Origin of the sequence: Micromonospora sp. DT46 (genome assembly GCF_049841735.1) — a bacterium.
In the GTDB taxonomy this organism is placed as follows: Bacteria; Actinomycetota; Actinomycetes; order Mycobacteriales; family Micromonosporaceae; genus Micromonospora; species Micromonospora reichwaldensis.
Genome location: NZ_JBNCKW010000015.1, coordinates 24,983 through 37,572, shown reverse-complemented (window position 1 = coordinate 37,572; position 12,590 = coordinate 24,983). Strand labels below are relative to the sequence as shown.

General features: G+C 73.8%; 12 protein-coding genes. 4 read left to right on the top strand and 8 right to left on the bottom strand.

The features are described from left to right. Positions 1-33: 33 nt before the first annotated feature. The 3 genes from ACLQ20_RS30135 to ACLQ20_RS30125 all read right to left on the bottom strand — a co-directional run bounded on the left by ACLQ20_RS30135 (position 34) and on the right by ACLQ20_RS30125 (position 4,412). Complete coding sequence (locus ACLQ20_RS30135; protein WP_425858264.1) at positions 34-1,404, bottom strand: cellulase family glycosylhydrolase; 1,371 nt, start codon at positions 1,402-1,404, stop codon at positions 34-36. A 298-nt stretch (positions 1,405-1,702) separates the two neighbouring features. Next, entirely contained in the window at positions 1,703-3,601 is a 1,899-nt protein-coding gene (locus ACLQ20_RS30130) for a hypothetical protein (protein ID WP_425858263.1), read from the bottom strand. Between the two features lie 418 nt (positions 3,602-4,019). Beyond that, positions 4,020-4,412 carry a hypothetical protein gene (locus ACLQ20_RS30125; RefSeq protein WP_425858262.1) on the bottom strand — a complete coding sequence of 131 codons (393 nt, stop codon included), beginning with the start codon at positions 4,410-4,412 and terminating at the stop codon, positions 4,020-4,022. Between the two features lie 310 nt (positions 4,413-4,722). Here ACLQ20_RS30125 and ACLQ20_RS30120 point away from each other — a divergent pair, with 310 nt between their 5' ends. Further along, a complete protein-coding gene (locus tag ACLQ20_RS30120) occupies positions 4,723-5,970 on the top strand; it encodes a cytochrome P450 (RefSeq protein WP_425858260.1) in 1,248 nt (415 codons plus the stop codon). A 57-nt stretch (positions 5,971-6,027) separates the two neighbouring features. Here the strand turns inward: ACLQ20_RS30120 and ACLQ20_RS30115 are convergent, their stop codons facing one another. Both ACLQ20_RS30115 and ACLQ20_RS30110 read right to left on the bottom strand, forming a co-directional pair. Further along, positions 6,028-7,200, bottom strand: a complete 1,173-nt coding sequence (locus ACLQ20_RS30115) for a zinc-dependent alcohol dehydrogenase (protein ID WP_358121771.1) — start codon at positions 7,198-7,200, stop codon at positions 6,028-6,030. Next, on the bottom strand, positions 7,197-7,832 hold the full coding sequence (locus ACLQ20_RS30110; RefSeq protein WP_132240437.1) for a cyclase: 636 nt from the start codon (positions 7,830-7,832) through the stop codon (positions 7,197-7,199). Before ACLQ20_RS30110 ends, ACLQ20_RS30115 begins: the two co-directional genes overlap by 4 nt. A 144-nt stretch (positions 7,833-7,976) precedes the next feature. On the opposite strand from ACLQ20_RS30110, the gene ACLQ20_RS30105 reads away from it, so the two are divergent. Next, entirely contained in the window at positions 7,977-8,714 is a 738-nt protein-coding gene (locus ACLQ20_RS30105) for a class I SAM-dependent DNA methyltransferase (protein WP_151456427.1), read from the top strand. After that, positions 8,711-9,760, top strand: a complete 1,050-nt coding sequence (locus tag ACLQ20_RS30100) for a glycosyltransferase (RefSeq protein ID WP_425858258.1) — start codon at positions 8,711-8,713, stop codon at positions 9,758-9,760. Before ACLQ20_RS30105 ends, ACLQ20_RS30100 begins: the two co-directional genes overlap by 4 nt. 106 nt (positions 9,761-9,866) lie before the next feature. On the opposite strand, the gene ACLQ20_RS30095 is transcribed toward ACLQ20_RS30100, so the two are convergent. The 3 genes from ACLQ20_RS30095 to ACLQ20_RS30085 are packed head-to-tail and all read right to left on the bottom strand — an operon-like array spanning position 9,867 to position 11,810. Beyond that, entirely contained in the window at positions 9,867-10,550 is a 684-nt protein-coding gene (locus tag ACLQ20_RS30095) for a DUF3618 domain-containing protein (RefSeq protein WP_151456425.1), read from the bottom strand. Continuing rightward, positions 10,547-10,999 (bottom strand): phage holin family protein, encoded by a 453-nt coding sequence (locus ACLQ20_RS30090; protein ID WP_151456424.1) that lies wholly within the window; start codon positions 10,997-10,999, stop codon positions 10,547-10,549. Before ACLQ20_RS30090 ends, ACLQ20_RS30095 begins: the two co-directional genes overlap by 4 nt. A gap of 31 nt (positions 11,000-11,030) precedes the next feature. Next, on the bottom strand, positions 11,031-11,810 hold the full coding sequence (locus tag ACLQ20_RS30085; RefSeq protein WP_425858257.1) for a hypothetical protein: 780 nt from the start codon (positions 11,808-11,810) through the stop codon (positions 11,031-11,033). A gap of 259 nt (positions 11,811-12,069) precedes the next feature. Between ACLQ20_RS30085 and ACLQ20_RS30080 the strand changes: the two genes are divergently transcribed. Beyond that, on the top strand, positions 12,070-12,549 hold the full coding sequence (locus ACLQ20_RS30080; RefSeq protein WP_151456422.1) for a DUF4383 domain-containing protein: 480 nt from the start codon (positions 12,070-12,072) through the stop codon (positions 12,547-12,549). Positions 12,550-12,590: the final 41 nt, after the last annotated feature.

Sequence of the window (12,590 nt, the reverse complement as noted above, 5' to 3'; positions counted from 1 at the left end):
GGGCTGACCGCGCCCGGCCCGCACGCCCGGCCGTCAGGTGGCGGTGCAGGTCAGCGGCGGTACGGGGTTGGTGCCGCTCCACGAGCCGAGGAAGCCGATGACCGTGTCGGCACCCGGGCCGAGGCTGCCGTTGTAGCCCACGTTGCGCGCGGCGACGGCGGATCCGCTGGTGGTGACCGTCGCGTTCCAGGCCTGGTTGACGGCCTGGCCGGAGGCGAGGGCCCACGTCACGGTCCAGCCGCTGATCGCCGCGCTCCCGGCGGTGATCCGGATCTCCCCCTGGAAGCCGCCCGGCCACTGGCCCACGATCCGGTAGGCGGCGGTGCAGGACTTGCTGCCGCTGGTCGGGGTGGGGGTGGGCTGAGCCGTCGGGGTGGGCTGAGCCGTCGGGCTGACCGTGGGCGTCACCGTCGCGGTGGGGCTCGGCCCACCGCCGAAGATCGTGGCCTCCCTGGCGGTCGCCCTGATGCCGTTGGCGCCGTTGAAGATCCGCTCGCCCCAGGTGGTGAGCCGCGTGGGGTCGAAGCTGGTGGCCATGTCCAGGATCGGGTCGGTGTTGCCGCTCCAGGACCAGCCGAGGTAGCCCAGGCCACGGGCCTGCGACTCGGCCAGGATCGTCTCGTGGTCGACCTCGTTGGCGTTGAACCGCCAGCCGAACTCGCCGATGACCAGCGGCCAGCCGTTGTCCTCGAACCGGTCCAGGTAGTCGGTGATGGCTGCGGCCGTGTTGAACACCGCGTACATGTGGATGGAGAGCACGGTGTTGTGCCGGCTGTCGGCGTCCAGGATCGCCTGCGCGTTGTCCCGCATGACGTACTGCCAGTCCTGGCCCCAGTTCGGCCCGTCGACCATGAGCAGGTGCTCGAAGCCGTTGGCCCGCATCTTCGTGATCGCGGCGGTGGTCGCGGCGGTCCACTGACCGGCGTTGACGTTGCCGATCGGCTCGTTGCCGATGTTGATGACGACGTGGTTCTCCTGGCCGACGAGCGCGTTCTTCTGGCTGATCCAGTAGTCGACCGCCTCGTCGAGCGACGCGGCGGTGCCCTCCTCGCCGTAGCCGGTGGTGTCGTGGACCTCCAGTACGCAGATCAGCCGGTTCTGCTTGCACAGTGAGATCACGTCGGCGACGTCGGTGGACGGACCCCAGCGCTTGCCGCTGCCCAGCACCACCCGCACGGTGTTGGCGCCGAGCGCCTTGACGTCGGCGAACGAGTCGGTCTCGCCCGTGTACCAGACGTGGGGATGGTTGACGCCCCGCATGACGAACGGCTGGCCGTTCGCCTCGACGATGTTGCGTCCCTCGACGTGCAGTCCCACCGCCGCGTCCGCCGGCTTGACGAACATCAGGACGGACGCGGCGACGGCGAGCAACGCGGCGCCGACGGAGAGAAGTCTTCTCTTCATGGCCTACCTCAGGGTGAGGCCCCGACGGATCGGGGCACAGGCACGCCTGCCCAGGCGCACGCGGATGGCGGTGCGCGGCGCGCTCGTGACGAGTGCGACGTACGGGTGCGAGGCCGGCTCGGCTCTGCAACGGTGCCAAGCTACTCGTGGTCACACAGGCTTCGCAATAGGACATCGTCGATGGGTCGGCTGTTCCCCCGGCCGGCGGCGGTACGGGACCGGGCGCTCCGCGTACCCGGCCCCGTACCGGTGGTCGGTCAGGTGGCGGGGCGGGGCCAGGTGACGCTGGCGGGCCCGCTCACTGGCTCGGTCGCCGTGGCCGCACCCGCTTGGCCACCGCCGACCAGAGCCGGCCACCGAGCCGGGTCCGTTTGACCCAGCGCAGTCGGGCGACCGCGCCGCCGGCCGGCTGGCGTTGCTGCGGGGGCGCGGTGATCCGGGCGTACGCGGCGCCGGTGGCGGGCCGGGTAGTGCCCGGTTCGAGCTGCTCGGAGGCGAGCGCCAGCCAGGTGAACTGTTGCAGCGTCCGCTGGTCGGGTCGGCCGCCCCGGGCCGCGGTGCGGAGCGCCTTCTCCACGGCGGGCCGCCGGACGAGACCGGTCAGCGGGCCGTGGGCGGTGTCCAGCAGTTCGGCCATCGCCTGGAGGCCGTCACCCTCCCACACCCGGGTGGCGGTGGACGGGCCGGTGGAGACGCTGACGAACGGGACCTGTGCCCACTCGGGCACCAGGCGGGCGATCAGCCCGGTGTGCAGCAGCCGCTCGCGCTTCTGCCCGGGGGTCAACGCGAAGGTGGCGGCGACGAAGCCGGGCGAGAGGAACGGGGTGACCATCCCGATCGCGTAGGCGGAGGTGTACCAGCGGCGGACCCGCTCCACCAGGTAGATGTAGTCGACCAGGCGCAGGTCGTGCAGGCCGAGCCCGCTGCCGTGGTCGAGCAGGCCGCGGATCCTCTCCCGCTCCGCGGTGCCGACGGCCGCGTCGGCCACGCCCGTCGGCACGGCGTTCAGCAGCCGGGCCAGGGCGGTCTCCTGCGGGGACGGCTCGCCGTCGTCGTCCGTCGGGGGATACCAGTATTCGGTGGCGAGCTCTCCGGCGGCACCGGTGAAGGTCGCCGGGCCGGCCTGGTCGACCAGACGCCCGGGGCCGGCGGGGCGCACCAGGTAGCTGGAGGGGAACTGGTGGTCGGTCAGCTGTTGCAGTCGCCGGGCCCGCTCGTACAGGCCGGTCCCGAGCACGTTGGCCCGCGCCCCGGCGAGCCGGAGCGTGTGCTCGGGGTGCAGTCCCCGCTTGTCGCGCAGGATCCGCACCAGTTCGCGGGCGACCTCGCCCTCGGCGCGGGTGTCCTCGTTGGTCAGGAACCTGGGGGTCCGGCCGGCCGCGATCAGCGACGCGGCGATGAGCCGGGAGTCCTTCCCGCCGGACAGCCCGAGGGTGATGTCCTCGTCGTAGAGGCCGTGGATGCTGGCCGCGGTGGTCGTGATGGCGTCGGCGGCGCGGTCCAGCAGCTCGGTCACCGGTCGCCCCTGCGCCGCCAGCCCGTCCCGCACCACGTCGTCGGTCGCGTACTTCGTGGTGGTGGTGAGCTGCCACCCGCCGCCGTCGCGCCGGCGGCCGGTCACCCGCTCGCCGGGGCGGAGCAGTCGGGCGCCCCGCACCGGGGAGCTGTCGCCGCCGAAGTGCCCGCAGAGGGTGTACGACGCCCAGCCGTCCAGGTCGGGCCGCAGGTCGCCGTGCAGGAACGCGGCCAGCAGGCTGGGCCGGGTGCAGAAGGCCGTCAGGCCGGCCGACCGGCCCGTGAAGACCCGGCACATGCCGATCCAGTCCTGTTGCAGGGCGAAGTTCCCGGCCGCGTCGAGGGCCAGCAGGCCGAACGGTGGCACCACCTCGCGGTGCACCTCCTCGCCCACCAGCAGGCGCCCGGCCAGCGCCGCCGGGCCGCCCGTCACGTCGACCCCCACGGGCAGCCCGAGCGACACGGCGGTGACCGGCCCGACGGTGTCGACGGTCGGCCACCGGTAGGCGCCCCGGTCGCTGCGGTGCAGGACGGTCACGCCCCAGTCGTCGGCGCCGAATTCGTGTCGTACGAAACTGTCGGGCACCACGTCGGCGACGGCCGTTTCAAAGCGATGTCTCGCGGCGCGCCGGGCGCTCTCCGACGGATTGTCGTCGGCGAACCAGGCCAGCATCACGTGCATGTGCGATTCCCCCGAACTCGCAGGAGCGGTCGTTTTCCGCCTGGTGGGGAGTCAACCTCCGGATCACCTGGCGCGGTTGCCTCGGTGAACAAACGAGGCACTTCCGGCATTGGTGATCGGGGCCGACCTTTCGGCGTCGCCGGCGCTGCGAATTCGACCGCTAAATAGCCACAAAACGGGCGACTGGCGAAGAGGTTGCTCCGACACGGATCTTGAGATCAATTCCTCAGCAGAGCTGTCGCCGCTTCGAAATGAGCCGCTGGCGGGATTCCTGGCACGGCATTTCTTCGATGACGGCAAATGCGATGTCCCCGCTCCCGGATTCACGTCCGCGACGGGTATCCGACAGCCGCGCACGGGTCGATCTTTCCCATCGCCCGCACGCGCGACTGCGGCATCGGTGATCTCGAATGGCGGGCTAGTCGCCGTCGCCCCAGCCGAGCCCGCCCGGCCCCGGAGCGTGATGGAAGCCGGGATGGCCGGCGACGTCGGCGCAGCGCTCGCCGTCCGGGCCGGACGCGCCGCAGAACAACCGCTCGGCCTGCTGCCACGCCTCGGCCGGCGACAGCGCCGACGCGCCCAGGGCCACCTCGGACCGCAGCAGACTCAGCGCCTCCGCGTACCCGACGGCCAACTCCCGGGCCGACGCCAGGTCGGCGGCGGTGAAGCCGAGGTGCACCGTGAAGAACCGGCCCGGCCAGGCAGAACGGCGGGGCGGCGCGATCAACGAGGCGCGGGCGACCTCCCCGGCCGCGCCGAGCGCCTCCCGCGCCTGCCGTTGCCGCCAGTACGCCGGCCTGTTGTCACGCATGTGTCCTCCCCGTGGCGATCGTGGGCGGCCTCGTCCTGCGGTGGACCGCCCGCGTTCCGTCCCGGCCACCGCCGCGGTCGTGCCGGCGGCGGACCGGCGCGGACCGCTCTCCCGAGGAAACCAGCTCGCCGCGTCCCTGGGAGGGGCCAGCAGACGCGTCGTCCGCTGGCCCCTCCCCCGGCACCACCCGCCGCCCGCCCCGCGCCGCGGCCGACCCGGCGGCGGGGTTCAGGCACGCCGGCCCGGGTAGACGCAGAGGTACGGACAGGACCCGGCCGGCAACGGCCGCCACCTTCGGTCAGGAGGCCCGATGGCGACCATCCCGACGGAGCGCAGCCCGGACAGCTCGGTGGCGTTCCTGCGCGACGGCTACCGCTTCGTCGGCCGACGCTGCGACCGCCACGGCACCGACATCTTCCAGGCCCGGCTGCTGCTGGAGCCCACCATCTGCCTGCGCGGCCGGGCGGCGGCGGAGCTCTTCTACGACACCGAGCGCTTCGTCCGGGCGGGCGCCATGCCGAAGCGGGCGCAGCGCACCCTCACCGGCCGAGGCGGTGTGCAGGGCCTCGACGGGGCGGACCACGCCGACCGCAAGGCCATGTTCATGTCGATCATGACGCCGACCGCGGTCCGGCAGCTCGCGCAGCTCTTCGACGACGAGTGGCGGGCCCGCGTCCCGTCCTGGGAGTCGGGCAAGCCGGTGGTGCTCTACGACGAGGTCGGCCGGATGCTGACCCGCGCGGTCTGCGCCTGGGCCGGCGTGCCGCTCGCGAACTCCGAGGTGGACCGGCGTACCGCCGAGCTGCACGCGATGATCGAAGGGCCGGCGGCGCTCGGCCCCCAGCACTGGCGTGGCCTGTGGGGCCGCCGCCGGGGCGAACGCTGGATCGGTCAGGTCGTCGACCGGCAGCGCGCCGGCACGCTCCCCGCCCCCGAGGGCAGCGCGCTGCGGGTGGTCGCCGAGCACCGCGACGCCCACGGGCGGCTGCTCCCCCGCCGGATCGCGGCCGTCGAGCTGCTCAACGTGCTGCGGCCCACGGTCGCCGTCGACCGCTTCATCGTCTTCGCCGCGCTGGCCCTGCACGACCACCCGGCCTGGCGGGAACGGGTCCGGGAGAGCGACGAGGCCGCCGAGAGCTTCGTGCAGGAGGTACGCCGCTACTACCCCTTCTTCCCCGTGGCCGCCGCCCGGGTCCGGCGCTCGTTCGACTGGCAGGGCTACCACTTCCCGCGCGGCCGGCGGGTGCTGCTCGACCTGTACGGCACCAACCACCACCCGGCGCTCTGGCCGGAGCCGGAGCGGTTCCGGCCGGAGCGCTTCACCGGTTGGCGGGGCGACCCGTTCGCCCTCGTGCCGCAGGGCGGCGGCGAGCACCTGACCGGTCACCGCTGCGCCGGGGAGTGGATCACGATCGAGCTGATGAAGCGGGCGGTGACGAACCTGACCACGACGATGCGGTACGACGTGCCACCGCAGGACCTGGCGTTGAGCCTGCACCGGATGCCGGCGCTGCCGCCGAGTGGGTTCCTGGTCACCAACGTCCGCCGCACGGCCTGAACGCGGCACCGCCCCGGGGACCTCGACGGCCCCGGGGGCGGTGCGGTCGCGACGCGCTCAGGCCGGGTGCAGGACGCTGCGCAGGCAGCCGTCCTCCTTCTTCTCGAACATCTCGTAGCCCCGCGCGCCCTGCTCCAGCGACATCGGGTGGGTGGCCAGGTAACCGGGATCGATCTCGCCGGCCGCGATCCGGTCCAGCAGCATCGGAATGTAGCGCTGGGCGTGCATCTGCCCCATCCGCAGCACCAGCGCCTTGTTCATCGCCGCGCCGAGCGGGAACTTGTCCACCAGGCCGGCGTAGACGCCGACGATGCTCACCGTGCCGCCCTTGCGGCAGGCCATGATCGCCTGCCGGACCGACGTGGGGCGGTCGGTCTGCAGCCGGGCCGTCTGCTTCGCCCTGTCGTACGCGTACACCGGCCCGACGTCGTGCGACTCCATGCCGACGGCCTCGATGCACGCGTCCGGCCCCCGGCCGGCGGTCATCTCCCGCAGCGCCTCCAGCACGTCGGTCTCGGCGTAGTTGACCGTCTCCACGCCGAGCCGGTCGGCGGCGGTGGCGAGCCGCTCCGGCAGCCGGTCGATCACGATCACCCGCTCGGCGCCGAGGAGCTGGGCGGAGCGGGCCGCCATCTGGCCGACCCCGCCGGCGCCCCAGACCGCGACCACCTCGCCGCCCTTCAGCGCGCAGAAGTCGGCGGCCATCCAGCCGGTGGGCATGGCGTCGGAGGCGAACACCACCGAGTCGTCGGGCACCCCGTCCGGCACCTGGAACGCCCCGATGTCGCCGAAGGGCACGCGGACGTACTCGGCGTGGCTGCCGGAGTAGCCACCGGCGGCGTGCGAGTAACCGAGGATGCCGGCCGGCGAGTGGCCCCAGAGCTTCTCGGTGAAGACCGGCTGCGGGTTGGAGTTGTCGCAGAGCGAGTACTGCTCGGTGCGGCAGTACCAGCAGCCGCCGCAGGCCACCACCGAGCCGACCACGACGCGGTCGCCGACGCGCAGCCGCCGTACGCCGGGACCGGTCTCCACGACCTCGCCCATGAACTCGTGGCCGAGGACGTCGCCCTCCCGCATCGCCGGCAGGAAGCCGTTGATCAGGTGCAGGTCCGAGCCGCACACGCTGCTGGCGCCGACCTTGACGATGATGTCGCCCTCGGCGCGGATCCGCGGCTCCGGCACGTCGCGCACGGCCAGCTTGCCGACGCCTTCCCAGCAGAGCGCCCTCATGCCCGCCCTCCCGTCCTCAGCCTCTCCCGCACCTTGTCTGTCGCCTTCTCCTGGGCCGGGCCGCGCCCGGACGGGTCCCGCCGGGTGTCGATGACCTGGCCGCACTCGACCAGCGCCTTCACCCGGCGCAGCGCGTCCCGCAGGGCCTGGTCCGGGTCGTCGCCGCCGAGGAGTCCGAACGCCCGGCGCAGCGGCCCGGAGCGCCACCGCAGCTCGGCGCGGACCTCCGTGCCCCGGTCCTGGGGCGCCGGCGTCAGGTGGACCGTGCCCTCCTGCTCCGGCCCGTCGGTGACCCGCCAGCGCAGCCGCCCGGGTCCCTCGACGGTGATCTCCGCCCGCCACTCGGTGCCCCCGCCGGCCGGGTCCCGCGCCACGCAGCGCCACCGGTCGTCGTCGAGCCGCTCCAGGGTCGCCCACCCGGCCAGCGCCCGGTCCATCCGCTCCCGGTCGGTCCAGAAGCCGATGACCGCCGCCGCCGGCCGGTCGATCGTCACCCCGCGCCGCACCACGTACCAGCCGTCGCGGCGCTCGGGCTGGTGCCGGCGTCGTCGACGGGCCACCGCCCGGCCGACGCCGACCACGGTCACGGTGGTGGCGCCGAGCAGCGCCCACCTCGTTCCGTTGCTGGTCATCTCGTCTCCTCCACCCGGGTGCCCGGGAATCGACCACCCGCACCAGTTGCGCTACCCGGGACCGTCCCACCGAAACGACGTGCCGGTTTGCCCGGTCGATAACCGGGCACCTGCTGCGGGCACCCACCGCCACCGGGAGGCACCGTGTCCTTCGACGCCAGCGAGTACGGCCGGCACGCCGCGGACGTCTACGACGAGACGTACGCGCACCTGGCACCGGACGCGGCGGTGGAGCGGCTCGCCGCGCTCGCCGACGGCGGCCCGGTGTGCGAGTTCGGCATCGGCACCGGCCGGCTCGCCCTGCCGCTGGCCGCCCGGGGACTGACCGTCGCCGGTGTCGAGGGCTCCCCGGAGATGGCCGCCGGGCTGCGCGCCAAGCCCGGCGGGGACGCGGTCGAGGTGGCCGTCGGCGACTTCGCCGAGACCCGGGTGCCCGGCGAGTTCGCCCTGGTGGTGCTCGCGTTCAACACGATCTTCGCGCTGCCGGACCAGGCCGCCCAGGTGGCCTGCTTCCGCAACGCCGCCGCCCACCTGCGCCCCGGCGGCCGGTTCGTCGTCGAGGCGTGGGTGCCCGACCCGGGCGCCTTCCGCGCCGGCGGCGCGCTGCGGCCGGTGCGGGTGGCGGAGGACGTGGTGCTGCTGGAGGCGGCCCTGCTGCACCCCGCCGAGCAGCGGATGACCACCACGAAGGTCCGGATCGGCAACGACGGGGTGCGCCTGCTGCCCGCCAACCACCGCTACGCCTGGCCGGCGGAGCTTGACCTGATGGCCCAACTGGGCGGGCTGCGCCGCGAGCACCGGTGGGAGGACTGGAGCGGCCGGCCGTTCACCGACCACAGCCGCGAGCACGTCTCCGTCTACCGCCGCCCGGAGCAGGCGTGAGCGCCCCGGCCCGCCCGGCCGGTGCCGCTCCCGGCGGCGACGGCCGCGGCACCGGCGCGCCGACGGCCGGGAGCGCCGGCGAGCGTCGGCTTCCCCTGGCGTACGTGCTGCCGCTGCGCTGGACCGACGACGCCGGGCTGGCCGAGTTGACCGCCTACCTGCGGCGGCTGAGCGCCCGGGTCGACGTGACGGTGGTCGACGGGTCGCCGCCGGAACTGTTCGCCCGGCACGCGGAGGCCTGGCGCGGCCTGGTCCGGCACCTGCGGCCGGATCCCGCCCTGCGCGGCGTCAACGGCAAGGTGACCGGGGTGCTCACCGGCGTCGGCGCGGCCCGGCACGAGCACGTGGTGATCGCCGACGACGACGTCCGGTACGACGAGGCGGGGCTGCTCGCCGTGCACCGGCTGCTCGACCGGGTGGACCTGGTCCGGCCGCAGAACTACTTCGACCCGCTGCCCTGGCACGCGTGGTGGGACACGGGGCGCACCCTGCTCAACCGGGCGCTCGGCGCCGACTACCCCGGCACCCTGGCGGTACGCCGGAGCACCTTCCTCACCATGGGCGGGTACGACCCGGACGTGCTCTTCGAGAACCTGGAGCTGATCCGCACCGTGCGCGCGTACGGGGGGACCGAGGCGGCACCCGCCTGGCTGCACGTACGCCGGCTGCCGCCGGACACCGCCCACTTCCTGGGCCAACGGGTCCGCCAGGCGTACGACGACCTGGCCCAGCCGGCCCGCCTGGTCACCTCGCTCGCGGTCCTGCCGGCGCTGGCCGCGGCGGTCGCGACCCGGCGGCCGAGGCTGCTGCTCGGGGCGGCCGTGACCACGGTGGCGCTCGCCGAGGCGGGCCGGCGCCGGGGCGGGGGCGCTGCGGTCTTCCCGCCGGCCACCGCCCTGGCGGCCCCGCTCTGGTTGCTGGAGCGCGGCGTGTGCGGCTGGCTCGCCGTCGGCCGGCGCCTGCTCCTCGGCGGGGTCCGCTACGCGGGCGGCCGGGTGCGTCGCGCCGCCCACTTCGAACGCACCCTCCGCCGCCACCTGCGCTGACTTCCCGCACCGTCACCCGCCCGGGACGCACACGACAGCTCGCGGCCACTGCCCGGACGGTGCTCCGGGAGTGGCCGCGAGCTGCGGCGTACGGTGATCGGGCTGGTCAGTACCGCACCTGTTCGCGGGAGTGCTGCGCCTGGTCCTTCACGTCGTGCGCGGCCGAACGGGTGTCGTCCTTGACGGCGTGCACCGCGTCCTGGGCGGTGGAGCGCACCGACTGGGTGGCGTGCTGCGCCGGCTCGCGCAGCTCCTCCTTCAGCTCGTTGGCGACCTCGCCCAGCTTCTCCTTCACCACCCCGGCGTGCTCGCCGGCCTTCTCCTTGACCTGCGACGCCACCTGCTGCTCGCGGCGGGTCGACGGGATCAGCGAGGAGGCGAGCCAGCCGACGCCGAAGGCGATCAGGCCGGCGGCCAGCGGGTTGCCCTCGGACTTCTGCCGGATCACGTGCGGCGCCCGCTGCGCGGCGTCGCTGACCGTCGAGGCCGCCGAGTGTGCCTTGTCGCTGACCGTCGAGGCGGCCGAGTGGGCCTTGTCACTCACGGTCGATGCTGCCGAGGAGGCATGGTCGCCCACCGCGTGGGCGCCGTGCTTGGTGCTGTGACCCAGGTCGGAAGCGCTTCCCATCACCTTGTCCCTCACATTCTGCAGTGCGTTGCGGGCCCGCTGCTTGCGGTCGTCGACGATGCGGGCGGGGCTGACCTTGTACGCCAGCGCGTCCACGTCGGAACTCAGGTTGTTCCGGGTGGCTTCGATCTCCCGGCGGATCTGGTCCGGGTCGGTGCTCATCGGGCGACCTCCTGCGGGTGGGGCTTGAGCGCGTCGGGGATCCGCTGCACGCTGTCGTTGGTCTGCTTGAGGCCGCGGATGTGCTCGGCGCTCTTCTTGGCCTTGGTGTAGAGGACCGCGGCGATCGCGCCCCAGATGACGGCCACGATCAGGGCCGCCCAGCCGGCGTCCATCACGTTGGACAGCCCGGCCCAGAGGGCCAGCGACAGGAAGAGGGCCACCATGTAGCCGCCGAAGCCGGCGCCGCCGAAGAAGCCGGCGGTCTTGCCCGCCTTCTTGCCCTCCTGGCGGATCTCGGCCTTGGCCAGCTCGACCTCCTGCCGCATCAGGGTCGACAGGTCGCTGGTGACCTGGCGCATCAGCTCACCGATCGAGCTGCCCCTGACCTCGTCCGCGTCGTGGGGGTGGTAGCCGGAGTCCAGCCCCGCCCCCTGCGTCGGCATGCTCATGCCGCCGCCTCCCTTCGGGTGATTCCTGGGCTCACGGACGGGTGGTCCCGGTCGACGGCACGCCCGGCAGCGGGTCGGTCTGGCTCACCGGCGGCAGCGGCTGGCCGACGCCACCGGCGGGGTCGGCGTAGCTGGTGGTGGTCTGCGGGTCGGCGTACGCGCCCGGGGTCGGGTCGAGGTAGCCGCCCGGCGGTACGGCGTCCGGCACCGCACGCGGGGCCGGCGGGGTCGGGATGACCGCGGTCCGCTCCGGGTCGTAGCCGGCGTCCGAGCCGTACGCGGGGTAGCCGTTGCCACCCTGGCCGTCGCCGGCGGCCGAGATGTTCTTGGTCAGCCGGCCGGCGAGCACACCCAGCACGGCGGCGCCGACCAGGAAGGTGCCCGGGTTGCGACGCGCGTAGTCGCGCACCTCGGCGATGAGGTCGCCGGGCTCGCGCTGCTCCAGCCAGCCGGCCACGCCGTGCACCCGGTCGGCGGCCTGGCGGGCGATCTCGCTCACCGGGCCGGCCTGGCCGCCCTGCTCGGCCATCGAGCGCATCTCGTCGGCCAGCGAACGGAGCCCGCCGGCGGCACGCCGCTGCTGGTCGCCGGCCTGGCTGGCGAGCTGGCTGCGGGCCTCGCCGTAGAGGTTGCGCGCCTGGAGCTTCGCCTCGCCGACGACCTCCCGGCCCTGCTCCTTGGCCGTCCCGGCGACGGCGCCACCGGCGTGCTTGGCCTCCGAGCCGACCTGACGGGCCTGCTCGCGGACGCCGCTGCCGTTGCTCGACTCCTGCCCGTACGTGGAAGTCGTGGGTGACAGATCGTAGGTCATGATTTCCCTTCCGCTCGGAAAGTCTCCGCGGGTGTGTGCTGGGGGGATGCGTCGGCCGTTACTGCCGTCGCACCTCTTGACCTACCCTGCGTTGCCGGTTCCATACCTCCTTCGTGACTTTCCCTGCGGGCCGCCGCCGGACCGCTACAAAATGGAGGATCGGCGGATCGCGTGTCGTCCTTGTCACGCACAGTGTCCGACGCTCCCCCGCCGCCGGCGCCGCGGGCAGGGCGTTCCGCAGGTCCACGGAGGTGAATCGATGGCACGACATGCACGCGGCGGCCCGGCGGGCCCGAAGCCGAAGGTGCAGCTCGCCGCCGTGGCCGCGGCCGGGGTCTTCACCCTGATCGGAGTGCTCGGGTTCATCCCCGGCATCACCATCAACTACGCCGACATGACGTTCGCCGGCCACCACTCCGAGGCCCGGCTGCTCGGCCTGTTCCAGGTGTCGATCCTGCACAACGCGCTGCACCTGGGCTTCGGACTGGCCGGTCTGCTGCTGGCCCGCAGCGTCGCCGGGGCCCGGGTCTTCCTCGCCGGCGGCGGCGCCCTCTACCTCGGCCTGTGGCTGTACGGCTTCGCGATCGACCGGGAGAGCGCGGCGAACTTCATCCCGGTCAACGACGCCGACAACTGGCTGCACCTGGTCCTCGGCTTCGGCATGCTCGCCTTCGGGCTGCTGCTCTCCAACCAGGTGGGCACGGGCACCCGGGCCGACGACCCCTTCGACCGCCCCTGACCCGCGCCGCGTGGCGGCGTTTGCCCGCCGCGCCCTCCGGG

What these genes read in the sequence shown, in the direction of transcription:
- ACLQ20_RS30135 (WP_425858264.1), bottom strand. Translation starts at nt 1,404, where the DNA reads ATGAAGAGAAGACTTCTCTCCGTCGGCGCCGCGTTGCTCGCCGTCGCC.
- ACLQ20_RS30130 (WP_425858263.1), bottom strand. Translation starts at nt 3,601, where the DNA reads ATGCACGTGATGCTGGCCTGGTTCGCCGACGACAATCCGTCGGAGAGC.
- ACLQ20_RS30125 (WP_425858262.1), bottom strand. Translation starts at nt 4,412, where the DNA reads ATGCGTGACAACAGGCCGGCGTACTGGCGGCAACGGCAGGCGCGGGAG.
- ACLQ20_RS30120 (WP_425858260.1), top strand. Translation starts at nt 4,723, where the DNA reads ATGGCGACCATCCCGACGGAGCGCAGCCCGGACAGCTCGGTGGCGTTC.
- ACLQ20_RS30115 (WP_358121771.1), bottom strand. Translation starts at nt 7,200, where the DNA reads ATGAGGGCGCTCTGCTGGGAAGGCGTCGGCAAGCTGGCCGTGCGCGAC.
- ACLQ20_RS30110 (WP_132240437.1), bottom strand. Translation starts at nt 7,832, where the DNA reads ATGACCAGCAACGGAACGAGGTGGGCGCTGCTCGGCGCCACCACCGTG.
- ACLQ20_RS30095 (WP_151456425.1), bottom strand. Translation starts at nt 10,550, where the DNA reads ATGAGCACCGACCCGGACCAGATCCGCCGGGAGATCGAAGCCACCCGG.
- ACLQ20_RS30090 (WP_151456424.1), bottom strand. Translation starts at nt 10,999, where the DNA reads ATGAGCATGCCGACGCAGGGGGCGGGGCTGGACTCCGGCTACCACCCC.
- ACLQ20_RS30085 (WP_425858257.1), bottom strand. Translation starts at nt 11,810, where the DNA reads ATGACCTACGATCTGTCACCCACGACTTCCACGTACGGGCAGGAGTCG.
- ACLQ20_RS30080 (WP_151456422.1), top strand. Translation starts at nt 12,070, where the DNA reads ATGGCACGACATGCACGCGGCGGCCCGGCGGGCCCGAAGCCGAAGGTG.